General features: G+C 64.3%; 20 protein-coding genes. 9 read left to right on the top strand and 11 right to left on the bottom strand.

Annotation, left to right across the window (positions count from 1 at the left end; translation table 11 throughout):
- Positions 1 to 35: 35 nt before the first annotated feature.
- From Pan44_RS21430 to trpE, 4 genes are all read left to right on the top strand, one after another.
- A complete protein-coding gene (locus Pan44_RS21430; RefSeq protein ID WP_145033705.1) occupies positions 36 to 1,133 on the top strand; it encodes a metallophosphoesterase in 1,098 nt (365 codons plus the stop codon).
- A gap of 227 nt (positions 1,134 to 1,360) precedes the next feature.
- Positions 1,361 to 1,669 (top strand): hypothetical protein, encoded by a 309-nt coding sequence (locus Pan44_RS21425; protein ID WP_145033702.1) that lies wholly within the window; start codon positions 1,361 to 1,363, stop codon positions 1,667 to 1,669.
- 93 nt (positions 1,670 to 1,762) lie between these two features.
- Positions 1,763 to 2,554 carry a ferritin-like domain-containing protein gene (locus Pan44_RS21420; protein WP_145033699.1) on the top strand — a complete coding sequence of 264 codons (792 nt, stop codon included), beginning with the start codon at positions 1,763 to 1,765 and terminating at the stop codon, positions 2,552 to 2,554.
- Between the two features lie 129 nt (positions 2,555 to 2,683).
- Entirely contained in the window at positions 2,684 to 4,171 is a 1,488-nt protein-coding gene (trpE, locus tag Pan44_RS21415; RefSeq protein ID WP_197453540.1) for an anthranilate synthase component I, read from the top strand.
- Positions 4,172 to 4,199: 28 nt separating this feature from the next.
- Here trpE and Pan44_RS21410 read toward each other — a convergent pair whose 3' ends face one another.
- Together Pan44_RS21410 and Pan44_RS21405 are read right to left on the bottom strand one after the other, a co-directional pair.
- Complete coding sequence (locus tag Pan44_RS21410; protein ID WP_145033693.1) at positions 4,200 to 5,057, bottom strand: DUF1207 domain-containing protein; 858 nt, start codon at positions 5,055 to 5,057, stop codon at positions 4,200 to 4,202.
- Between the two features lie 291 nt (positions 5,058 to 5,348).
- On the bottom strand, positions 5,349 to 5,825 hold the full coding sequence (locus tag Pan44_RS21405; protein WP_145033691.1) for a DinB family protein: 477 nt from the start codon (positions 5,823 to 5,825) through the stop codon (positions 5,349 to 5,351).
- Between the two features lie 385 nt (positions 5,826 to 6,210).
- Between Pan44_RS21405 and Pan44_RS21400 the strand changes: the two genes are divergently transcribed.
- The 3 genes from Pan44_RS21400 (at position 6,211) to trpD (ending at position 8,215) form a co-directional block, all read left to right on the top strand.
- Positions 6,211 to 6,489 (top strand): branched-chain amino acid aminotransferase, encoded by a 279-nt coding sequence (locus Pan44_RS21400; RefSeq protein WP_145033688.1) that lies wholly within the window; start codon positions 6,211 to 6,213, stop codon positions 6,487 to 6,489.
- A gap of 198 nt (positions 6,490 to 6,687) precedes the next feature.
- Positions 6,688 to 7,062 (top strand): rhodanese-like domain-containing protein, encoded by a 375-nt coding sequence (locus Pan44_RS21395; RefSeq protein WP_145033685.1) that lies wholly within the window; start codon positions 6,688 to 6,690, stop codon positions 7,060 to 7,062.
- A 34-nt stretch (positions 7,063 to 7,096) separates the two neighbouring features.
- Positions 7,097 to 8,215 carry an anthranilate phosphoribosyltransferase gene (gene trpD / locus Pan44_RS21390; RefSeq protein ID WP_145033682.1) on the top strand — a complete coding sequence of 373 codons (1,119 nt, stop codon included), beginning with the start codon at positions 7,097 to 7,099 and terminating at the stop codon, positions 8,213 to 8,215.
- Positions 8,216 to 8,243: 28 nt separating this feature from the next.
- On the opposite strand, the gene Pan44_RS21385 is transcribed toward trpD, so the two are convergent.
- Genes Pan44_RS21385 through Pan44_RS21375 form a run of 3 tightly spaced genes read right to left on the bottom strand, consistent with a single transcriptional unit; the run spans position 8,244 to position 10,841 of the window.
- Positions 8,244 to 9,359 carry a UDP-N-acetylglucosamine--N-acetylmuramyl-(pentapeptide) pyrophosphoryl-undecaprenol N-acetylglucosamine transferase gene (locus Pan44_RS21385; RefSeq protein ID WP_145033679.1) on the bottom strand — a complete coding sequence of 372 codons (1,116 nt, stop codon included), beginning with the start codon at positions 9,357 to 9,359 and terminating at the stop codon, positions 8,244 to 8,246.
- 4 nt (positions 9,360 to 9,363) lie between these two features.
- Positions 9,364 to 9,858, bottom strand: coding sequence for a hypothetical protein (locus Pan44_RS21380; protein ID WP_145033676.1), 495 nt, complete (start codon positions 9,856 to 9,858; stop codon positions 9,364 to 9,366).
- A 2-nt stretch (positions 9,859 to 9,860) separates the two neighbouring features.
- Entirely contained in the window at positions 9,861 to 10,841 is a 981-nt protein-coding gene (locus Pan44_RS21375) for a site-2 protease family protein (RefSeq protein ID WP_145033673.1), read from the bottom strand.
- 127 nt (positions 10,842 to 10,968) lie between these two features.
- Between Pan44_RS21375 and Pan44_RS21370 the strand changes: the two genes are divergently transcribed.
- On the top strand, positions 10,969 to 11,241 hold the full coding sequence (locus Pan44_RS21370) for a MoaD/ThiS family protein (RefSeq protein WP_145033668.1): 273 nt from the start codon (positions 10,969 to 10,971) through the stop codon (positions 11,239 to 11,241).
- 120 nt (positions 11,242 to 11,361) lie between these two features.
- On the opposite strand, the gene rplS is transcribed toward Pan44_RS21370, so the two are convergent.
- Complete coding sequence (gene rplS / locus Pan44_RS21365) at positions 11,362 to 11,733, bottom strand: 50S ribosomal protein L19 (RefSeq protein WP_145033665.1); 372 nt, start codon at positions 11,731 to 11,733, stop codon at positions 11,362 to 11,364.
- Between the two features lie 284 nt (positions 11,734 to 12,017).
- Complete coding sequence (locus tag Pan44_RS21360) at positions 12,018 to 12,335, bottom strand: hypothetical protein (RefSeq protein WP_145033662.1); 318 nt, start codon at positions 12,333 to 12,335, stop codon at positions 12,018 to 12,020.
- A 274-nt stretch (positions 12,336 to 12,609) separates the two neighbouring features.
- On the opposite strand from Pan44_RS21360, the gene Pan44_RS21355 reads away from it, so the two are divergent.
- Positions 12,610 to 13,350 (top strand): (5-formylfuran-3-yl)methyl phosphate synthase, encoded by a 741-nt coding sequence (locus Pan44_RS21355; RefSeq protein WP_231754123.1) that lies wholly within the window; start codon positions 12,610 to 12,612, stop codon positions 13,348 to 13,350.
- Positions 13,351 to 13,375: 25 nt separating this feature from the next.
- Here the strand turns inward: Pan44_RS21355 and Pan44_RS21350 are convergent, their stop codons facing one another.
- The 4 genes from Pan44_RS21350 to nuoK all read right to left on the bottom strand — a co-directional run bounded on the left by Pan44_RS21350 (position 13,376) and on the right by nuoK (position 18,356).
- Positions 13,376 to 13,900 carry a PH domain-containing protein gene (locus Pan44_RS21350; protein WP_145033656.1) on the bottom strand — a complete coding sequence of 175 codons (525 nt, stop codon included), beginning with the start codon at positions 13,898 to 13,900 and terminating at the stop codon, positions 13,376 to 13,378.
- Between the two features lie 49 nt (positions 13,901 to 13,949).
- Positions 13,950 to 15,770, bottom strand: a complete 1,821-nt coding sequence (locus Pan44_RS21345) for a complex I subunit 4 family protein (RefSeq protein ID WP_145033653.1) — start codon at positions 15,768 to 15,770, stop codon at positions 13,950 to 13,952.
- Between the two features lie 61 nt (positions 15,771 to 15,831).
- On the bottom strand, positions 15,832 to 17,817 hold the full coding sequence (nuoL, locus tag Pan44_RS21340; RefSeq protein ID WP_145033651.1) for an NADH-quinone oxidoreductase subunit L: 1,986 nt from the start codon (positions 17,815 to 17,817) through the stop codon (positions 15,832 to 15,834).
- Between the two features lie 68 nt (positions 17,818 to 17,885).
- Entirely contained in the window at positions 17,886 to 18,356 is a 471-nt protein-coding gene (gene nuoK / locus Pan44_RS21335) for an NADH-quinone oxidoreductase subunit NuoK (RefSeq protein ID WP_145033648.1), read from the bottom strand.
- Between the last annotated feature and the right edge of the window lie 70 nt (positions 18,357 to 18,426).

The following is an 18,426-nucleotide window of genomic DNA, read 5'->3' as shown; positions in this document are numbered from 1 at the left end:
ACTTCCGTCACGGAAATTCCAGGGGAGCTCGCTGTATGACTGACGCTACTCGTCGCGACTTTCTGAAAGTCGGCGCCACGGCCGCATTCTCCACGTTCGCAGCGCCGTCGGCGTTCGGGCAGGACAATCGAACCGCCCCGCCGAAGAAGCCGGCAGCCCGTAAAGCGGACGTCTATGCGGACGCCATCTTCCAGGCCGGACCGCCACCTAAACTGGAGGAAGGCTCGTTCAGCATCGCCGTACTCCCGGACACGCAGATGTACTGCCAGTCCGTTCCGGAAGGCTTCTACGCACAGACGAAGTGGATCGTCGACCAGGCGAAGGAGCGGAACATCGCGGCCGTGCTGCATTTGGGCGACATCACGAACCGGAACACGCCCGAGCAATGGGAGGTCGCGCAGAAGGCAATGCGCCAGCTCGATGGTCATGTTCCCTACTTCATGTGCTGCGGGAATCACGACTACGGCAAGGGCGGCGGATGCGCCGACCGGACGACGCACTTCAACGACTACTTCCCGCTGGCGCATTACAGCGACCTGAAGACGTTCGGCGGCGTCTACGACAGGGAGCCCGATCGGCTCGAAAACTCGTGGCATACGTTCACCGCCGGCGGCCGGAAGTTTCTCGTCGTGGCGCTCGAGTTCGGGCCCCGGAATGACGTGATCCGCTGGGCTAACGAGATCGTTGCGAAGCACAAGGATCATTCGGCGATCCTGATCACGCACGCCTACATGTACTACGACGAGACGCGTTACGACTGGAAGAAGTACGGCCTGAAACAGACTTGGAATCCGCACAACTATCCTGTCGCGAAAGCCACCGCGGACGACGTCAACGACGGCGAAGAGCTGTGGTCGAAGCTCGTCTCGCCCAACGGCAACTTCCTGATGACGCTCAACGGTCACGTGCTCAACGACGGCCTCGGCCGGACCGTGACGAAGGACGCCCAGGGTCGCGAGGTGGCCCAGATGCTCGTCAATTTCCAGATGAAACCCAAAGGGGGCGACGGCTGGCTGCGGCTGCTGGAGTTCAAGGCGGATGGCAGGACGGTCGACGTGATCGACTTCTCTCCGACGCGGAACGAGTGCAACGTTTCATCACAGAACCGGTTTACGATCACGCTGCCCGCGTAGCTCCGGTCGGCGCTTGCGCTTTCATGCAGCCTCGCGCATCCTGACGCCCGCCTCGCACGTGAGGCGGGCGTTTTTCTGCGCAGTGAGCCACGCTTCGATTCACTCAAAGCCGCGAACAGGCGCTTGCCTAATCGGAAGATCGAGGGTATCGTTCCCGCCGTCGGAGCCCCGCCTGCATGGCTGGTGGCTTTGGTGTTCAAGGACGAACCTCGATTACGAAAGGGCTCATGATGAGCCGTCTCCGCCTGTTCGATCCCTCGCTTGACGACGAGCACGCTCCTGCGGTGATTCCGTTCACGCCGCGTCTTCGGGAACGCCACTCTGCTCCCGGCAACCCGGTCATCCGTCGCGCCTGGCTCTGGAACTCCAACCAGGTCTGTCCCTGCTGCCGCCGCGCCACGGTGGAGCCGGTGGAACTGGAAGACGGCCTCCTGAACGCCAAGGCTGAACCGATCCCCGGCACAGCCACGATCGTCGGCTTCAATTGCAGCAGCTGCGGTCACGAATGGGCCACCATTCGCACGATGGCCCAGTAATCGGGCCGGGAACTTCAAACACGCACCCAGCGCCGCCTGAGCCGGAGCGCTCCCACTCTTGGCCGACGCGGCGTCATCGGCGATTCTCCGCGAATGGAGATTCGCGACTTCGCCCGCCGCTGCCTGCTCAGTTCCACGATCGAGGAAAAGCTCCTCGACGCCGAGCTACCCTTCACTGATCCCTCGCCGGGACCTGCGGAACGCGTTGCGGCGCCGGCCCGGCCGGCTGATCTCGAGTTCGCCGACCGCCGTACGGCGCCGAAGCTCCCTTCGGCCCAGTCGCTGAAGGAACAGGGCAAGCGCGGCCTCGCCCATCACATCCTTGCGAATCACGAGCTGCAGGCGCTCGAAGTCATGGCGTGGACACTCCTCGCCTTTCCCGACGCCCCGCCCGATTTCCGGCTTGGCGTGGCAAACGTGATGCGGGACGAGCAGCGGCACACGCGGATGCACATCGAACGCGCGGCCCGCCTGGGGGTTCGTTTCGGCGAGTTTCCCGTCAACGGCTATATCTGGCAGAAGTCGATGTCGGTCACCTCGGTCCTCGATTACTGCGCCTGCCTGCCGCTGGTGTTCGAGGGCCGCAATCTCGACCACTCCCTCGAACTGGCTGAACAATTCGCCGCGGCCGGCGACGAGCGCAGCGCCGCCCTGATGCGGACGATTCATCGCGACGAGATCCAGCATGTCGCCTTCGGCCTGGAGTGGCTTCGCCGGCTGAAACCGGCGGAGATGTCGGACTGGGAGGCATTCGAAACGCATCTGCACTGGCCGCTGCGGGCCGAAAAGGCGAGCGGCGACGTCTTCCAGCGGGAGGCCCGTGAGGCGGCGGGAATGTCGACGGAGTTCATTGCGGGCCTGCTGGCCTCACGCGACGAGGCGTGAAACACTGCGGTCGCGGCTTTCGTTTCGAGCCTTTCCCCGCAATTGTCGCGAACGCCCCCTTCGACACCGGGGTCTGTTCCCCGCTAAGCTTCCGACCATCTCATCGAGTCGTGCTTTCTCTCCGTGCCCATGCATCGTCCTGATTTCGCCGCCTGGTCCAGCCTCGCCCCGCAGGCGAGGCAGATCCCCGTCTACCGGGAAATCCTCGGTGACACGCTGACCCCCGTGACGGCCTATGACCGGGCCGGCTGGAAGAACCAGGCGTTCCTGTTCGAGAGCGTCGTCGGCGGAGAACGGATCGGACGCTACAGCTTTCTCGGCGGCGATCCGATTCTTCGCATCGAGGCGTTCGGGGAGGACGTGCAGCTGACCCGCAATGGGAAGACGGAGTCGTCGCGTCACTCCGATCCCCTGGCCCTCCTGCAGCACCTTATTGACGAGCACCGTTCGGTCCACCTGCCCGGACTGCCTCGCTTCTGCGGCGGGGCTGTCGGCTATGCGGGGTACGACGTCGTTCGATACGTCGAGCGGCTCCCCAATCCTCCTCACGATGACCGCCGTCTCCCGGACCTGTCGTTCGCCCTTTACGACACGATGGTGGTGTTCGACCACATCCGGAAAACGATCCTGGTGGTGAGCCATGCGTCGACCGAAGGGGACCTCAAGGCGAACTACGACGCGGCCTGTCGGCGGGTCGACGACCTGTGCAACCGCTTGCAGAGCACCCCGGACCGGCTCGAAGCGCACGACATCCAGCCGCAGGGGCAGCCCCAGCTGAAATGGAAGTCGAACTTCACGCAGCCCGAGTTTGAGGAGGTGGTCGAGAAGGCGAAGGAATACATCCGCGCCGGCGACATCTTCCAGGTGGTGTGTAGCCAGCGACTGGAGTTGGAAACGAAAGCGTCGGCGTTCGAGATTTACCGAGCGCTGCGGGTGGTGAACCCGAGCCCGTTCATGTTCCTGCTCGACACGCCGCATTGCCAGCTGATCGGGGCGTCGCCGGAGATCATGGTGCGGGTGGAAGAGGGAGAAGTGACGATCCGCCCGCTCGCGGGCACCAGGCCGCGCGGCAAGGATGAAGCCGAAGACAAGGCGCTGGCCGACGAGCTGCTGGCCGATCCGAAAGAGATCGCCGAGCACGTCATGCTCGTCGATCTCGCGCGGAACGACGTGGGCCGCGTGGCGCAGTACGGTTCGGTGCGACTCAGCGACGTGATGGTCGTCGAGCGCTACAGCCACGTGATGCATATCACGTCAGACGTGGTGGGCAAGATGCGTCCGGGCCTGACTGCACTGGATGCCCTGCGCGCGGGCCTGCCCGCCGGAACGGTCTCGGGAGCGCCGAAGGTGCGGGCCATGGAGATCATCGACGAACTCGAGCGAAACCGGCGGGGCCCGTACGCCGGCGCTGTCGGGTATCTCGACTACACGGGCAACATGGACACGTGCATCGCGCTGCGGACGCTCGTGCTGATGGGGAACAAAGCCTACGTGCAGGCCGGCGCCGGCCTCGTCGCGGACAGCGTGCCGGCCGCCGAGTACCAGGAGACGCTCAACAAGGCGAAGGGCCTCCTGAGGGCGATCGAAACGGCCGAACAGCAGATCGTGAAACGCTGACGCGGACCAGATCCAGGGGCCGCTGCGGTCAGTAATCGAACCACAGGCCGCCGCCGATCAGCGTTTCCTTCTGATCGACGAAGGAGTACTGGATCGAAGGTCCGTGATAGAACTGCAGGCCCACACGGAAGATGTGGTTGGAGGTGGCGCCGCGCCACAGCCAGCCGGCCACGACATTCACGCCGGTCTCCCAGTCGAAATCTTCCCGCGTGTGGATGTTGATGCCCCCGAAAGGGGCGCCGTCCCAGCCGGTAGGGGCGATGGGGCTGTACTGCAGACCGTACTGGAACTCCCACGGCAGAGCGCCGTCTTCCGCGTTGAACGCATAAGCGACTTCGCCATAGATCTGGAAATCGGGCGTCCAGTCGTGCGTCCAGCCGGCGATCAGCGCGTCACGCACATAGTTCAGCCGGTTGAACCCCGGATTCTTGATCAGAAACTCGTCCCCGACGTGGGAGCTGAGGTGGTAGTAGCCGGCCTTGAAGGCGTCGGGGCCTGAGCGCCAGGTGGAGAGGAAGCCGGCCCGGAAGTCGGCCGCCTCGAGGTCGCTTTCTTCTTCCGGATCGACGCGCGCCAGCACGGCCCCTTCGATATCGAACTGCCAGCCCTGCGGATGGACTGCATCGGTGTTGCCGTACCGCAGGATGCCGGCCCGGCCGCCGAGCGCCGCTTCCCAGATGAGTCCGCGATCCTTCTCGACGAGCGGTACGAACTGGAACCGCGGCTCCTTTTCACCGGCAAGATAAGAGCGGTACATCAGTCCTTCGGGGAGGACCTGCCAGCCGTCCTGGGCAGGCTCGTCGGGGAACGCCGTGTCGAGGCGCGTGGGAGCTGCGCTGACAAGCCACGGATCGCCGGGGGGCTCGACGGTCGAACTCCAGGGCATCTGCGCGGAACCCTGCCGGGGGCACGCGAAAATCAGGCCGGCGAAGATCACCGCAATCGTTCGCCAGCAACGCAAACCAACACCAATCGCCGGGTTTTCACAGGGGCCAGAGCGGACTGCGGGACAGTAGTTCCAGGTCCGAAACTGCAGCAAGATCGTCTCGGAAACCGCACTTGCCAAACGACAGAGTCCCCGCTTCGGCAGCACGCCCCAATCCTCCCTGTTCGCCCAGGGGGAGGCACGAGGCAGGGGCAATCTGAAGGGAGCTTCAGGCGTTGGCCGGCGCTCTCCTCAGGCGCCGAGCGCGGCGCGCTTTTCCTTGATGAACGCAATGTGGTGCGGCAGGTGGTTGGTGGCCCTCTGGATGAGCTGTTCGAGGGTCAAGGGACCGGCTTCGGAATGAACGCCGATCCGTCCAAACGCCGCCTCGGGGGTGGCCTTGAGGATGCGGGCGGTGTGGCTCCTCAACACGGCAATCAAGCGCAGCTGCTCGTCGAAGTCGCGGGCGTCATAGGCCAGCGACTTCGCAAACAGACTCTCATCAGCCCCGAGGAGGTCCGGCTTTTCGAGAGCGATCACGCGAGTCATCCGGTCGGTCATGATCGGCTCAAAGTCGGCGAGGTGGCAGACGACTTCGTGAATCGACCACTTTCCCGCAACGGGGTGCGAGCGCCGTTGCTCATCGGTCAGCCGGGCGACCGAGTCCTGCAGTTGGGTGACGCCTTCGAGGTAGTCGCGAATCAGCTTGTCCTTGTCCACGTCTCGCATCCTGAACGGGTCTGAAAATCGGGGTCCGGCGGCGCGCGCGGAGGGCGTTGCCGGCCGGCATCATGTTGCCTGAAGGCCACCTGCGGCGGAAGTCGCATTGGCGTCAGCGATTATTGCTCCCGCCTCCTCTTTTTGGCCCCTGTGGTCCGGCGCGATGTTGCCGCGCGTCAACATGCCTTGGCGCGCTCTGGCCGTGCCGAACGCGTGCCAGAGAATTCTGCGAACCGCACTTAAACCATTTCTGCAAAGGCTCTTGCGAGTGTGATCCACAGCTGGGCGCGACAAGGATCCTGAGCGCCAAGGCACGAGTGGCATTCACTTCGCTTTACACCCTTTCACGAAACACACACCACCACCTGACTGACAAGAAATCAAGACTCCTCCCATGACGAACCTCATCAACAAGCTGGTCCGCGACGAAGCTGGTTTCATCGTTTCCGCCGAACTCGTGCTGATCTCGACCATCGCCGTCCTTGGCCTTGTCGTCGGACTCTCGGAAGTCAGCCTCAACATCAACAACGAACTCGAAGATGTCGGCTCGGCATTCTCGGCGATGAACCAGGGCTTCTCGGTCTCGGGAGCTTACGGCCACAAGGGTGGAAAGAGCTGCAGTTCCTTCGAAGACGGGTGCGACTTCTGTGCGGGCCAGAACGACATCCACTGATCCACCCGCTGCATAGCCCTTGGACCGCTGAACGAACGACCGACTCACTTTTGCACACGTCAGGCGAACGCCTGAACCACGAAGCTTGCCAACGCTCGTCGCACCCCGGCTGCATCCGTGCAGCCGGGGTGCTTCGCTGCGCGCAACGCCGTTTTTCGGTAGACTGGCCGGTCACTTCCCGCGACAAGGAAATTTTCCATGGCCAAGCAGCACACGCCCCAGTTCCTCGCCATCGTCAACGACGCGAAATCGCGCGTGCAGGAATGCCAGGTCGCCGATGTGAAACAGCGGCTCGACAGCGGGGAGAAGTTCCACCTGGTCGATGTCCGCGAGGAAAGCGAATACGCCGCGGGCCATCTGCCGGGCGCGCAGCACATCGGCAAGGGGGTCATCGAGCGCGACATCGAGAAGAAGATTCCCGAACCGGCCGCGCCGATCGTGCTCTATTGCGGCGGAGGCTTCCGGAGCGCGCTCGCGGCGGACGCCCTCCAGAAGATGGGGTACACGAACGTCATTTCGATGGACGGCGGATGGAGCGGCTGGAAAGAAGCCGGATACCCGACCGAATCGTGATTCCCACCCGGCGACAGGTTTCCGGGCAGCATCGATGCCGCTCGTGGAACTGACACCCTCCACCGACAACATCCACCGCGCCTCCTGCTTTTTCTCCGATCGACAGCGGCGACTTCAGACGAACATGCACCAGGACATCGCCGCCGTTGTTGAACCGCTCCTCGCGCAGAATTCGCTTCCGCCCGGCGCGCTTCGCGCAGCCATCACGGCCCTCATGAATGGCCAATGCAGCGACGCCGAGATCGGATCGCTGCTGACAGCGATCGCGTTCCGCGGCGAGACCGACCAGGACCTCGCCGAGGCGGCGACCGTCATGCGCGAGAAGGCGACGTCCGTGCCGGTCACCCGCCAGAAGCTTCTCGACACCTGCGGAACCGGGGGCGATCGCCTCCACTCGTTCAATATCAGCACTGCCGCAGCGATTGTCGCGGCCGCCTGCGGGATTCCCGTCGCCAAGCACGGGAATCGCCAGGCGTCGAGTTCGAGCGGGTCGGCCGACGTGCTCGAGGCGCTGGGGGTCAACCTGCAGATCTCGGCCGAACAGGCGGGCCAGTGCATCGACGAAATCGGAATCGGCTTCTGCTTCGCCCGCGTTCTGCACCCGGCCATGAAGCATGTCGCGGAAGTCCGCAGATCGCTCGGCTTCCGCACGATCTTCAACCTGCTCGGACCTCTGTCGAATCCTGCGAAAGCCGAGTTTCAGCTGATCGGCGCCAGCCGCAATTCGACGGCGGAAAAACTCGCGGGCGCCATTGCCCGACTGGGAACAACGCGGACCCTCGTCGTGTGCGGGGCCGACCAGCTGGATGAAGTGTCGCTGTGGGGGACGACGCGGGTGATCGACGTGACCGGCTCGAAGACGTCAGTCTCCGGCTGGACCGCGACGGACCTGGGGCTCCCGACGTGCACGCCGGCGGATCTCGTCGCCCGTTCCCCGCAGGAGAGTGCGGACATCATCCGGGCGATCTTCGATGGCCGCCCGGGACCACGCCGCGACATCGTAGTCGCGAACTCGGCCGCGGCCCTGATGACGGCGGGGAAGGTCGACTCACTGAAGGGGGGCGTGATCGCGTCGCAGCAGGCGATCGATTCGCGCGCCGCCGCGGACAAACTGGAAGAGTTGATTCGCTGGACGCAGAAACGCCCGTCCTGACCAGTGCGGTCGCGACGCGGACGTCCCGTCAGAACTCTCGATGCAGACCGCGTCGCTCAATCGCGGCTGCGATGACGTCGACGACGCGGGCCGCGGCATCCGGCCGGGCGAGCCGCTTCATCTGCTCCGACATTGCTATTCGCCGGGCATCACTGCCCAGGGATTCGAGAGCTGCAAGCAGGCGCTCGCCGGTCGTCGCTGGATCGGCTCCCTGTTCCACGACGAGGGCCGCACCGCGTTCGGAGAAGACGCGCGCGTTGGTGTGCTGATGCAAGTCGCGTGCGAAGGGATAAGGAACGAGGACGGCCGGAATTCCAGCGCAGGCGAGTTCCGCCAGCGACGTCGCGCCGGCGCGGGCGATGACCAGGTCGGCGCGCGTGTATTCCCCCGCCATGTCGCTGATGAAGGGCATCACCCGGGCGGTGATCGTCATCCGTGCGTAGGCCGACGAGACCTCGCGGGCCGACTCGTCGCCGCCGGTCTGGTGAACGACGTTCCACGACGCCAAGGCAGCCGGATGGTCTTCTGCCAGCCAGACCAGGCCCTCGTTGAGTCCCCGCGCCCCCTGGCTGCCACCCATGACCAGCAGGTTTTGTCGGCCGAGTTCGGGATGTTTCGCGATTCCGGCGATCGCTGCGCGAACGGGATTGCCGGTCACGACAACGCGCGCCTGGCTCAGAGGAGGGGTCAGCACCTCGAAGCTCGAGCAGATCGTGTCGGCGCGGCGGCTGAACCAGCGCGTGGCCCGGCCTGGGATGACGTTCTGTTCGAGCAGCACCACGGGGATGTGTGCGGCCAGCGACGCCTGGACGACGGGGCCCATCGTGAACCCGCCGGCGCCGATGACGCAGGTGGGCTGAAACGACCGGAGAAGTTCACGGGCCACCCGCCGGGCTCGCCAGTAACCGGTCAGAAACCGGACCGGATGGCGGCGAGCCTCGGAAGTGGAGACCAGCGGAAGAACCTGTGCCTCCCGATTCTCCGAGCGGCAAATGTCACGCTCGATGTCGCGGGGGCCGATCGTGAACCGCACCTGGGCGCCGGACCAGCGGCGTTCGATTTCATCAGCGACGGCGAAGGCCGGGTAAAGATGCCCGCCGCTGCCGCCGGTGGCGATGAGGATATGAGGGCCGGTGTGCGTCATCGGCCTAGCGGTAGACGTTTCGAAGGAGCCGGACCAGCCGGCCTTGAACCTGACGGAGAGTCCACGACGGCGACCAGTCTTCCATCAGGTGGAGTTCGATGGTGGTGTCGCTGCGGCGAGACAGAATCAGCAGGCGCGCCGGCGCGATGTCTCGGCCTTCGAACTTGTTCTGTTTCGCGCCCCCGAGCGCCATGTCTTTTCCGGCATGTGCGAAGAACGTGCTCATGCCGACGGAAACTGTCTCGCGGCCGGACAGCATCTGATGAAGCGGGCAATCGCAATCGGAGGGGAGGTCGTCGCGGATCGTCAGGATTCGGCCGTGCCTTGGATCCCATTCGCGGCCGATGACGAGGTCGGGGTGTTTTCCGGCGAGCAGGCGCGATTCCGCAAAAGGCGAGGCCGCCATCGCGACCAGAACGTAGATCACACAGACGCCCAGAGACAGGGCGGCGGTCCAGCCGAGAAGTCGCCACCGTCGCGTCCGGGCGGGCGGAGTCACTGCTAGTGCTCCTGGTTCCGGTAGCGCTGGCTGGCTCGCGTGAGGAACCGCTTCTCGGCATCGGTCAGCGAGTTCATGCCCTCACTGTGTACCTTTGCCAGCAGTTCGTCGACCTTCCGTTCGGTCTGGATCCGTTCTTCGGCTTCGCGCTCCTGTCGCTCCTGGGCCCGCCGCATCCGCCAGCGGGCGATCACGCCGGGCTTGGGCGATTCCTCGTCGTCGCGCAGCGAGGCTCCGAATTCAGCGCCGGCGAATCCGTCGCTCCACTGATCCGTCAGCGCGAGAATGAAATGCTCGTGCAGATTGATGACGACCAGGAAGAAGGCGAGCACGATGGGGGTCGTGTCGTTCACCAGCCAGCCGAACAGCACCAGACCGATGCTGACGACCATCCCCAGCCGGAGAACGAACTGCCGCATCTCAGGCGCATCCCCCTGCGTGCGGGCGATCGCATAGGTGATTTGGCCGCCATCCATCGGCAGTGCGGGAAGCAGGTTGACGCAGAACAGTTTGAAGTTGATCGACGCCGCCAGGACCAGCACATCGCGTCCGATGCTCGACTGCCATTCCACCGCGGGGAGCGTGAGCAGCGAGAAGATGTCGGCTTTGATGGGGCGGCCCATCGCGACGAGCCCAGCAAGACAACCGCCACAGAGGACAGCGTTCGTCAGGGGCCCGGCCCCATGAGTCAGGAGTTCCGACGATGTGTTATTCGCCGGGCGGACGTAGGCGAGTCCCCCCAGCGGCCACATGAGAATGTCTTCGCCTTCGCCGCCGCTCCAGCGCGCGGCGAAGATATGGCCAAACTCGTGCGCGAGCACGGAAACGAACAGCAGCCCGAAGATCGTCGCGCCAACGGCGGGAGGATGCTCGAGCAGGCAGTAGATCAGGACAAGGAAGAAGAACAGCGAGACGCGGACCTGCGTCTGGAACCATGTCCCGAGCGGAAAGCTGAGAAAGAACGGTGTTGAACGGCTGTCCATCGACGCGACCGTGAGGAGTGAATCGACCTTAAAAATACCGTCGCTCGACGGGGGTTCGCAACGAGCCACACGCGGTGAAATCAGGCTGCCGGCTGCCGCCCCGATCGGTCAATGGTATGGTGGTTTCATGTCCACGGCCATCAGAGTTCATATCCCTGCCTCGCTCCGGAAGCTGACGGACGGTATCAGCGACGTCGAAGTCGACGCCGCGACCGTTCGCGAGGTGGTCATCGAGCTGGATCGCCGGTTCCCGAGGATCGGGGATCGGCTCATCGAAGACGACCGCCTGAAACAGGGAGTCGCCGTCGCCGTCAACTCGCGGCTGTGTGCGACGGGGCTCGCAACGCCCGTTCCTCCCGGTGCTGAAGTCCAGTTTGTTCCGGCCCTTGCAGGAGGCTGAACTGCACGCGGCTGAAATCCGAGAAGAGTCGGCGTCTCCGCAGGGCCGGTGCGGCAGATCAACAAAAAAACGCCCGGCACGAACCGGGCGTTGTCTTGATTTGGCTGAACTCTGATCGATTCACTCGACCGAGGTTTCGCCTTCCTTGGCGCGGCGTTCGACGAGGCGGGTCGCCTTGCCGACGCGATCGCGAAGGAAGTACAGCTTGGCGCGACGCACCTTGGCGTGACGCTTCACCGCGACTTCAGCCACCTTGGGCGAATGGATCGGGAAGGTGCGTTCGACGCCTTCACCGGCAACGATCCGGCGAACGGTGAACATCTCGCGGGTGCCAGATCCACGGCGGGCAATCACGACGCCGGAGAAAATCTGGATACGCTCTTTGTCGCCTTCCAGAATCCGCGTGTGCACATCGACCGTATCGCCGACGTCGAAGGTCAGGGTATTCTTGCGGAAGCAGGCTTCTTCAACCTGTTTCAGTAGCCGATGCATGACTCTCGTTCTCCAGGGCTGCCTTGCCCCTGTTTTTTCCGTGAAGGATCGAAGTCGGGCAGCATAACATCGTTCCCGCGCGGGTCAATGCAAACCGGCCCTGTTTCAGCCGCGACGAAAGGTAAACTGCGGAAACTGCAGGCAGTCCGAAACTTCCGCCGACCATCCTCAGGGCTTTCCCTCGCTCCGAATGCCGCAATCAGGGACTGCCGGATTTCCAGACAGAATGCCCGCTAAGCAGGCGTCGATTGCGCCAGGAGCGGGCCCGGCACATAGCGGAGGAGTCACCCGACTTCCGGGTCGCTGTTTTCGTGTCGCCGCCGGGAACGCCCGGCCGAACGTGACCGATCATTGTCCGAATCGCGATCGGACAATTCCCGCCAGCGCGGCTGCCGGGAGGTCCACCGGAAAGTCTGCGAATCAGGCGTTTCGCCCGGCTCCCAGACGGCGAACCCCAGTCGCACAGCTTCCTCCTGCACAGATTTCTGTGCATCGGAGTAGCCACGGTCATAAGCGCGACGCTGCTCGTCTTCCGGAGTCGCAGCCACGGCCGTCACGAAACCACCAGCCGCCGCCGCACAAATCAACAGGAGTTTTCCCATGATTCCAGTTCACCAATTCGGATCCAATCCCCGCCTGCAGATGAAACACCAGTCGCCCCGGTGCGGGTCGCTCAAAATGTCTCTCGCTGCAGTGTCCCCGCGGACCTGACCTCTCAAGCATCTCCCGTGCCTATGGCCCGCAAGTTCTCCGGACAGGGTGACGACGCGAGGAACGGGTCGCTAATCTCCGACGCACTCTCCCCATGCGCCCGCGAGCCGTTCTGTGCCCTACCCCTTCCCTCCCTCCCTTTCCGGCGAGCCTCCCCGCCTGCTCGTGAGCGTTCGCTCGGCGCTCGAGGCGGCCAGCGCCATCGAGGGAGGCGCCGAGATTCTCGACGTCAAGGATCCGGACCGGGGCTCACTGGGCTGCCCCGCCCCAGACACGCTCTTCTCCATCTGCCAGGCCGCCGGCGCCTCGCCGCGTCGCGACCTGCCGGTGACCGTGGCGCTGGGGGAATGCCTCGAATGGACCGAACAGACACCGTTTCCCCTGCCGGGCCAGATCACGATGGCCAAAATCGGCCTGTCGGGGCTGGGGGAATCGGCCGGCTGGAGAGATCAATGGCTGCGCGTTCGCCAGCGGTTCGAAGATGAACGCGGCACCGGGATTCACTGGGTGGCCGTGGCCTATCTCGACCAGGACGACGCCGGGTCGCCGTCGATCGACGACATCGCCGGTGCGGCCATTGACACGGGCTGTGCGGGGCTGCTGCTCGATACGTTCAACAAGTCGAGCGGCCGGTTGTTCGATCACGTGAGCCCGGAGCGGCTGGCGGGGCTCGCCGGGCGGATGCACTCCGGGGGGCGATTCCTCGCCGCGGCCGGACGGTTGAACCTCGAGGACATCACGAGGCTGTCGACGCTGCCGGTGGACGTGGTGGCCGTGCGGTCGGCCGCGTGCGAAAAAGCAGACCGGCGCAGCCCGGTGACCTCTCGCCACGTGGCGGAATGCCTGACGTCGCTTCGAGCTGGCGGCCGGCAGGCAGCTTCTGCGCATGAAAAAAGCCCGGCCTGATTCAGGCCGGGCTGTCGAATCAGGTTCACTTTCTGCGGTTGATCGCCGCCAGGGCGTCGTCCGACTGCAGGCGAGCGTCGCGGGCCGCAAGAATCACATGTCGGAAGCGGTCCGGTTGCGGAACGCCTGCACACCGCAGGATCTCGTCGCCCGAAGCGTTCTTGATGACGACATCGCCAGCTCGGAAGAACTCCTGCCCTCCGAGGACCTCGACCACCACATCGCCGACATCCTTGAGCGCGACCTGCTTCACCACCTGGCCGGCCAGCGCGCCGCGGACGCTGACGGAGCGGTTGGTGACGGTGTATCGCTGGCCGGTCACCTTGAGCTGCAGGTAGCCGATCACGCCGAGCGGGGCGAGGGGGAGGCCGAACAGCAGGTACGACAGCTTCACGCTGCCGATCCCCACGGGGATGCTGTTCATGATCCCGCCGAGCAGACGGCCGATTGCGGAAGCCCCGATGGTCGGGAACTCCGTTTCGATCTCACGTTCCAGTGAGGGCGAAACGCCCGCAATCGCCTGGGGAGGAGCAGCAGTTGCAACAGCCACGGCAGGTCCCTTGGTGAGTTCTCGACGGGTGACTTCTCGCCGCTGCCGGTCAGTGGGTCTGAACGACTGCGACGGCTTCCTGTTTCTCGACTTGCTGCTCGGGTGTGACGGAGACGGCGGAAGGCTTCTCCCAAGTCCGTCCCTTCATCGGCACTTTCAAATCATCGTACACCTGGGCGACGGCATTGATATCGGGCCTGATCGTATCGATCAGCGGTTTCGGGTACACGCCAATCATCAGGCAGAGGGCCGCCAGCGGGGCCAGTGCGATGAATTCGCGAAGGTTGATATCGCGGATGCCGTTGTCGACAAGCGGCGGCTCGGCATGACCGTGCCCATGTCCGCCATGACCGTGATCGTCGTGGCCGTGATGGGCGTGGGCATGAGCCGGGGAATGCGTGCCGTGGTCGTGGCTATGGCCGTGTCCGACCTCAGGCTCTTTCAGCGGTCCGAAGAAGGCATGCTGAAGCATGGTCAGCAGGTACCACGCACCCAGGATGACGCCCGTGGCGGCGACAATGGCGTAGGCCGGCTTCAGCCGGAACATTCCGGCCAGCGACAGGAATTCGCCGACGAAGCCGTTCAGGCCCGGAAGTCCGATGCTCGCCATTGAAATGAAGACCATGGCGACGGCGATCAACGGCAGGCGCTTCGCCAGGCCGCCGAGGTCATCGAGCATGCGCGTGTGATAGCGCTCGTAGACCATGCCGACGATGAGGAACAGCGCCCCGGTCGACAGGCCGTGGTTGAGCATCTGCAGGACGCCGCCGGTGATGCCTTCGCGATTGAGCGCGAACAGCCCCACCATGCAGAACCCGAGGTGTGCGACGGAAGAGTAGGCAATCAGTTTCTTGATGTCGCGCTGGGCCAGGCAGCAGAGCGAGCCGTAGACGATTCCGATGACCGCCATGCCGCCAACCAGCGGAGCGCCCCACTCGTAGCAGGCGCTCGGGAACAGCGGCAGGCAGATACGGAAGAAGCCATAGGTTCCCAGCTTCAGCAGCACGCCGGCGAGGAGGATACTTCCGGCCGTCGGAGCTTCGACGTGGGCCAGGGGAAGCCAGGTGTGGAACGGGAACAGCGGCACTTTCACGAAGAAGCCGGCCGAGATCGCCAGGAAGATTCCGATCTGCCATTTCAGTTCGAGCGGATTGGCCGTCAGCGAGCGGGCGAGATCGGGAATGGAGAACGGCGTCGACAGGTCGCCCCGCTGCCACGTCGCCGCGACGAGCGCGGCGAGTCCCAGCAGGGTGATCAGGCCTCCGGCCAGCGTGTACAGGAACAGCTTGACCGCCGCCCGCCGGCGATCCGGGCCCCCCCAGATGCCGACGAGGAAGAAGAGCGGGATGAGGGTGAACTCGAAGAACACGTAGAACAGCATCAGGTCGAAGGCGCAGAACACCCCGATCAGGCCGGCCTCGAGCAGCAACAGGAAGGCATAGAATTCGGGGCGCCGATCGGAGATCGCTTCCCACGAAATCAGCACGCACGACACAAACAGGATGCCGGTCAGCAGAATCAGACTGACGCTGACGCCGTCGACGCCCAGGTGGAAGCTGAGGCGCGTGGAGTGATTGGGAGAGGCGCTGATGCCCGGGCCCGACAGATCGAGCCAGTTGTAGTGCCAGTTGAGTTGCGGATTGACCGGCATCTGGACGGGATTGCCCGCCTTGTCGGTCGGCACCGGCAGCGGCCCCTCGCTGACATACTTGTAGTACGCGCCGCTGATGGCGAGACAGCCCGTCAACGTCACCAGCGTGCCGATCAGGCCGATCCAGCGCGCCGCATTGCCACCCAGGTTCCGTCCGAGCATCAGCGCGGCCGAAAACAGGAACGGAATCAGGATCAGGATGGGAAGCCAGTTTGCCATCGAACTTATGTCACCGCTTCAGGAAATCGCTCGCGAAACTCAAAACACGACGGGCACGGGGTTACTGCCCGGCCAGGGCGCGGACCACGAACAGCACCCCGACCACCAGGCCGAGCAACATCACATAGGCATAGCCGCCGATGACGCCCGCGTGGAAAGGCCGCGGCGCCCAGCTGAGGAGCCTGGGCAACAGCCCCAGGCCATCCACGATGCCGTCGATCACCTTGCGATCGAACAGCACGCACAGCTCCGCCAGCTTGCGGAGGGGCATGACAATCGTCGCGAGGAACAGTTCGTCGAGGAAAAACTTTCCCTGCGACCAGGCATACGCCGGGCCCGAGGCCGCCTTCGCCTTCGCCGCCAGTTCGGGTTTGGACACGTACATCAGCCATGCCGCGTAGATCCCCGCTCCCGCCACGAGTGCGCTTCCGATCATCAGCCCCCAGTGCAGGTGCGGATGCTCTTCGGTGAGGCCCATGGTGTGGCTGAGATAGCTGCCGAACCAGTGCGTCATCGGGCCGGCCACAAGGCCGATCCCGGCCGCGAACAGTGCCAGCACCCCGAGCGGAAACGCCATGATCGGCGTCGCCTCGTGCGGATGAGCGCCGGCTTCCGGCGGAAATTTCTCAGGCCCCCAGAACGTCATGAAGTACGCCCGGAAGGTGTAGAACGCCGTCAGTACAGCGGTCAGCACCGCGATCGCGAAGATCACCGTGAAGAACAGCCGGTGCTCCCCGTGGGCCATTCCGTTGGAGAGGGAGGCGAGAATGTCGTCCTTGCTGAAGAACCCGGCAAACGGCGGCACACCGGCAAGGGCACAGGCGCCGACCAGGAACGTCGCATGTGTGATCGGAAGCGCCTTCCGCAGGCCGCTGAAGTGCCGCATGTCGATGACGTCTCCCATCGCATGCATGACGCTGCCCGATCCGAGGAACAGCAGCGCCTTGAAGAACGCGTGGGTGAACAGGTGGAACATGGCGGCGGTCACGGCGGCCGTCACGTATTCCGGTCCGGCGGCCGCGGCTCCGAGAGCCATGAACATGTAGCCGAGCTGGGAGACGGTCGAGTAGGCCATCACCCGCTTGAGGTCGAACTGCGTCAGCGCCGTCAGGGCGGCGACCAGGGCCGTGATCGCACCGATCGCCGAGACAGTCATCTGGGCCACCGGCGACCACACAAACAGCGGCGTGCAGCGGGCGACGAGGTAAACGCCGGCGGTGACCATCGTCGCCGCGTGGATGAGGGCCGACACCGGGGTCGGGCCTTCCATGGCGTCGGGCAACCACACATGCAGCGGGAACTGGGCTGATTTGCCCATCGCGCCCAGGAACAGGCACAGGCAGATCGCCGTCAGCGTGCCATCGCCCCGCAGCTGGTTGACGATGATCTTCCACTCGGAGGTCGACGAGTTGAGCACGGTGTCGAAGCTCAGCGAGCCGAACGACGTCCAGATCAGGAACATGGCGACCAGCAGCCCGAGGTCGCCGATCCGGTTGACCACGAACGCCTTCTTCGCGGCCGCGGCCGCGCTCGGTTTGCGGAACCAGAAGCCGATCAGCAGGTAACTGCAGAGTCCCACCGCTTCCCAGAAGATGAACAGCATCAGGAAGCTGCCGGCCAGGACCAGCATGCACATCGAAAAGACGAACAGCGAGAACGCCGCGAAGAACCGCGGATAGCCCGGATCGTGGTGCATATACCCCGAGGCGAACATCGCCACGAGAAGACTGACGCCGGTCACCATGGCGAGCATGATGGAGCTGATCGCATCGGCGCGGAGGTCGATCCGCACGTTCAGAAACCCGACGTTGATCCACTCAAAGCCGCTTGCCAGGGCGGGCTTCGACAAGCCTTCGGCAAACCCCTGCGGGGTAATGCTGGTCAGCAGAGTCAGTGCACAGCCGAACGCCGTGGCGATTCCGAGCCAGCAGAGCCAGTGCGACTGTCCGCGAAGGACTTTTGGCCCCAGGAGTGCGATGAGCGTCGCTGCCAGGAGCGGCGCTCCGGGAATCAGCCACATCAACAGGTGCTGGGTCGACTCAGACATATCTCAATGCAGGATAAAAGTGATTCAGCAAACCGGCCCGTGAACGCAACACACAGCCACACGCAGATTTACGCCGGCAGCGATGTCTGGCGCGTCTCATTCTTGTCCGCCAGGAGCGTCCGCTCGGCCCCATCGAGGTCAGGCATGCCTCCGGACGGCGTGAGCCGGGGATAATCGCGAATATCGGTGGGGGGAGTCAGCGACGGCGCATCCGGCGCGGGAGCGCTGATGTCCGGTTCACGGATCGATGCCCAGAGATTGACGTCGAGAGTCTTCGTCCGGTGGTACAGCGCCAGAATCAGTGACAGCCCCAGCCCTGCTTCGCACGCGGCAACGGTGAGCACGAAGACCGTAAAGATCTGGCCCCGGTTGTTCCCGTGCATCTGCGAGAACGTCACCAGCGTGAGAGCGACGCCGTTCAGCATCATCTCGGCCGAAAGCATGATGAGAATGAGGTTACGGCGCGTCAGGACGCCAATGGCGCCGAGCACAAACAGGATCGCCCCAACGGCGAGATTTGGATCAAGAGTGGCGGGCATCCCAGTCGTTTCTCTGCCAGTAGCCGGCTTTGCCTGCTGCAGGCAAAGTCGCTTCGCAAACGGATTTCGG

The sequence above is a fragment of the Caulifigura coniformis genome, from assembly GCF_007745175.1.
In the GTDB taxonomy this organism is placed as follows: Bacteria; Planctomycetota; Planctomycetia; order Planctomycetales; family Planctomycetaceae; genus Caulifigura; species Caulifigura coniformis.
The sequence above is the reverse complement of the archived record's forward strand: the minus strand, read 5'-3'. Positions and strand labels throughout refer to the sequence as shown.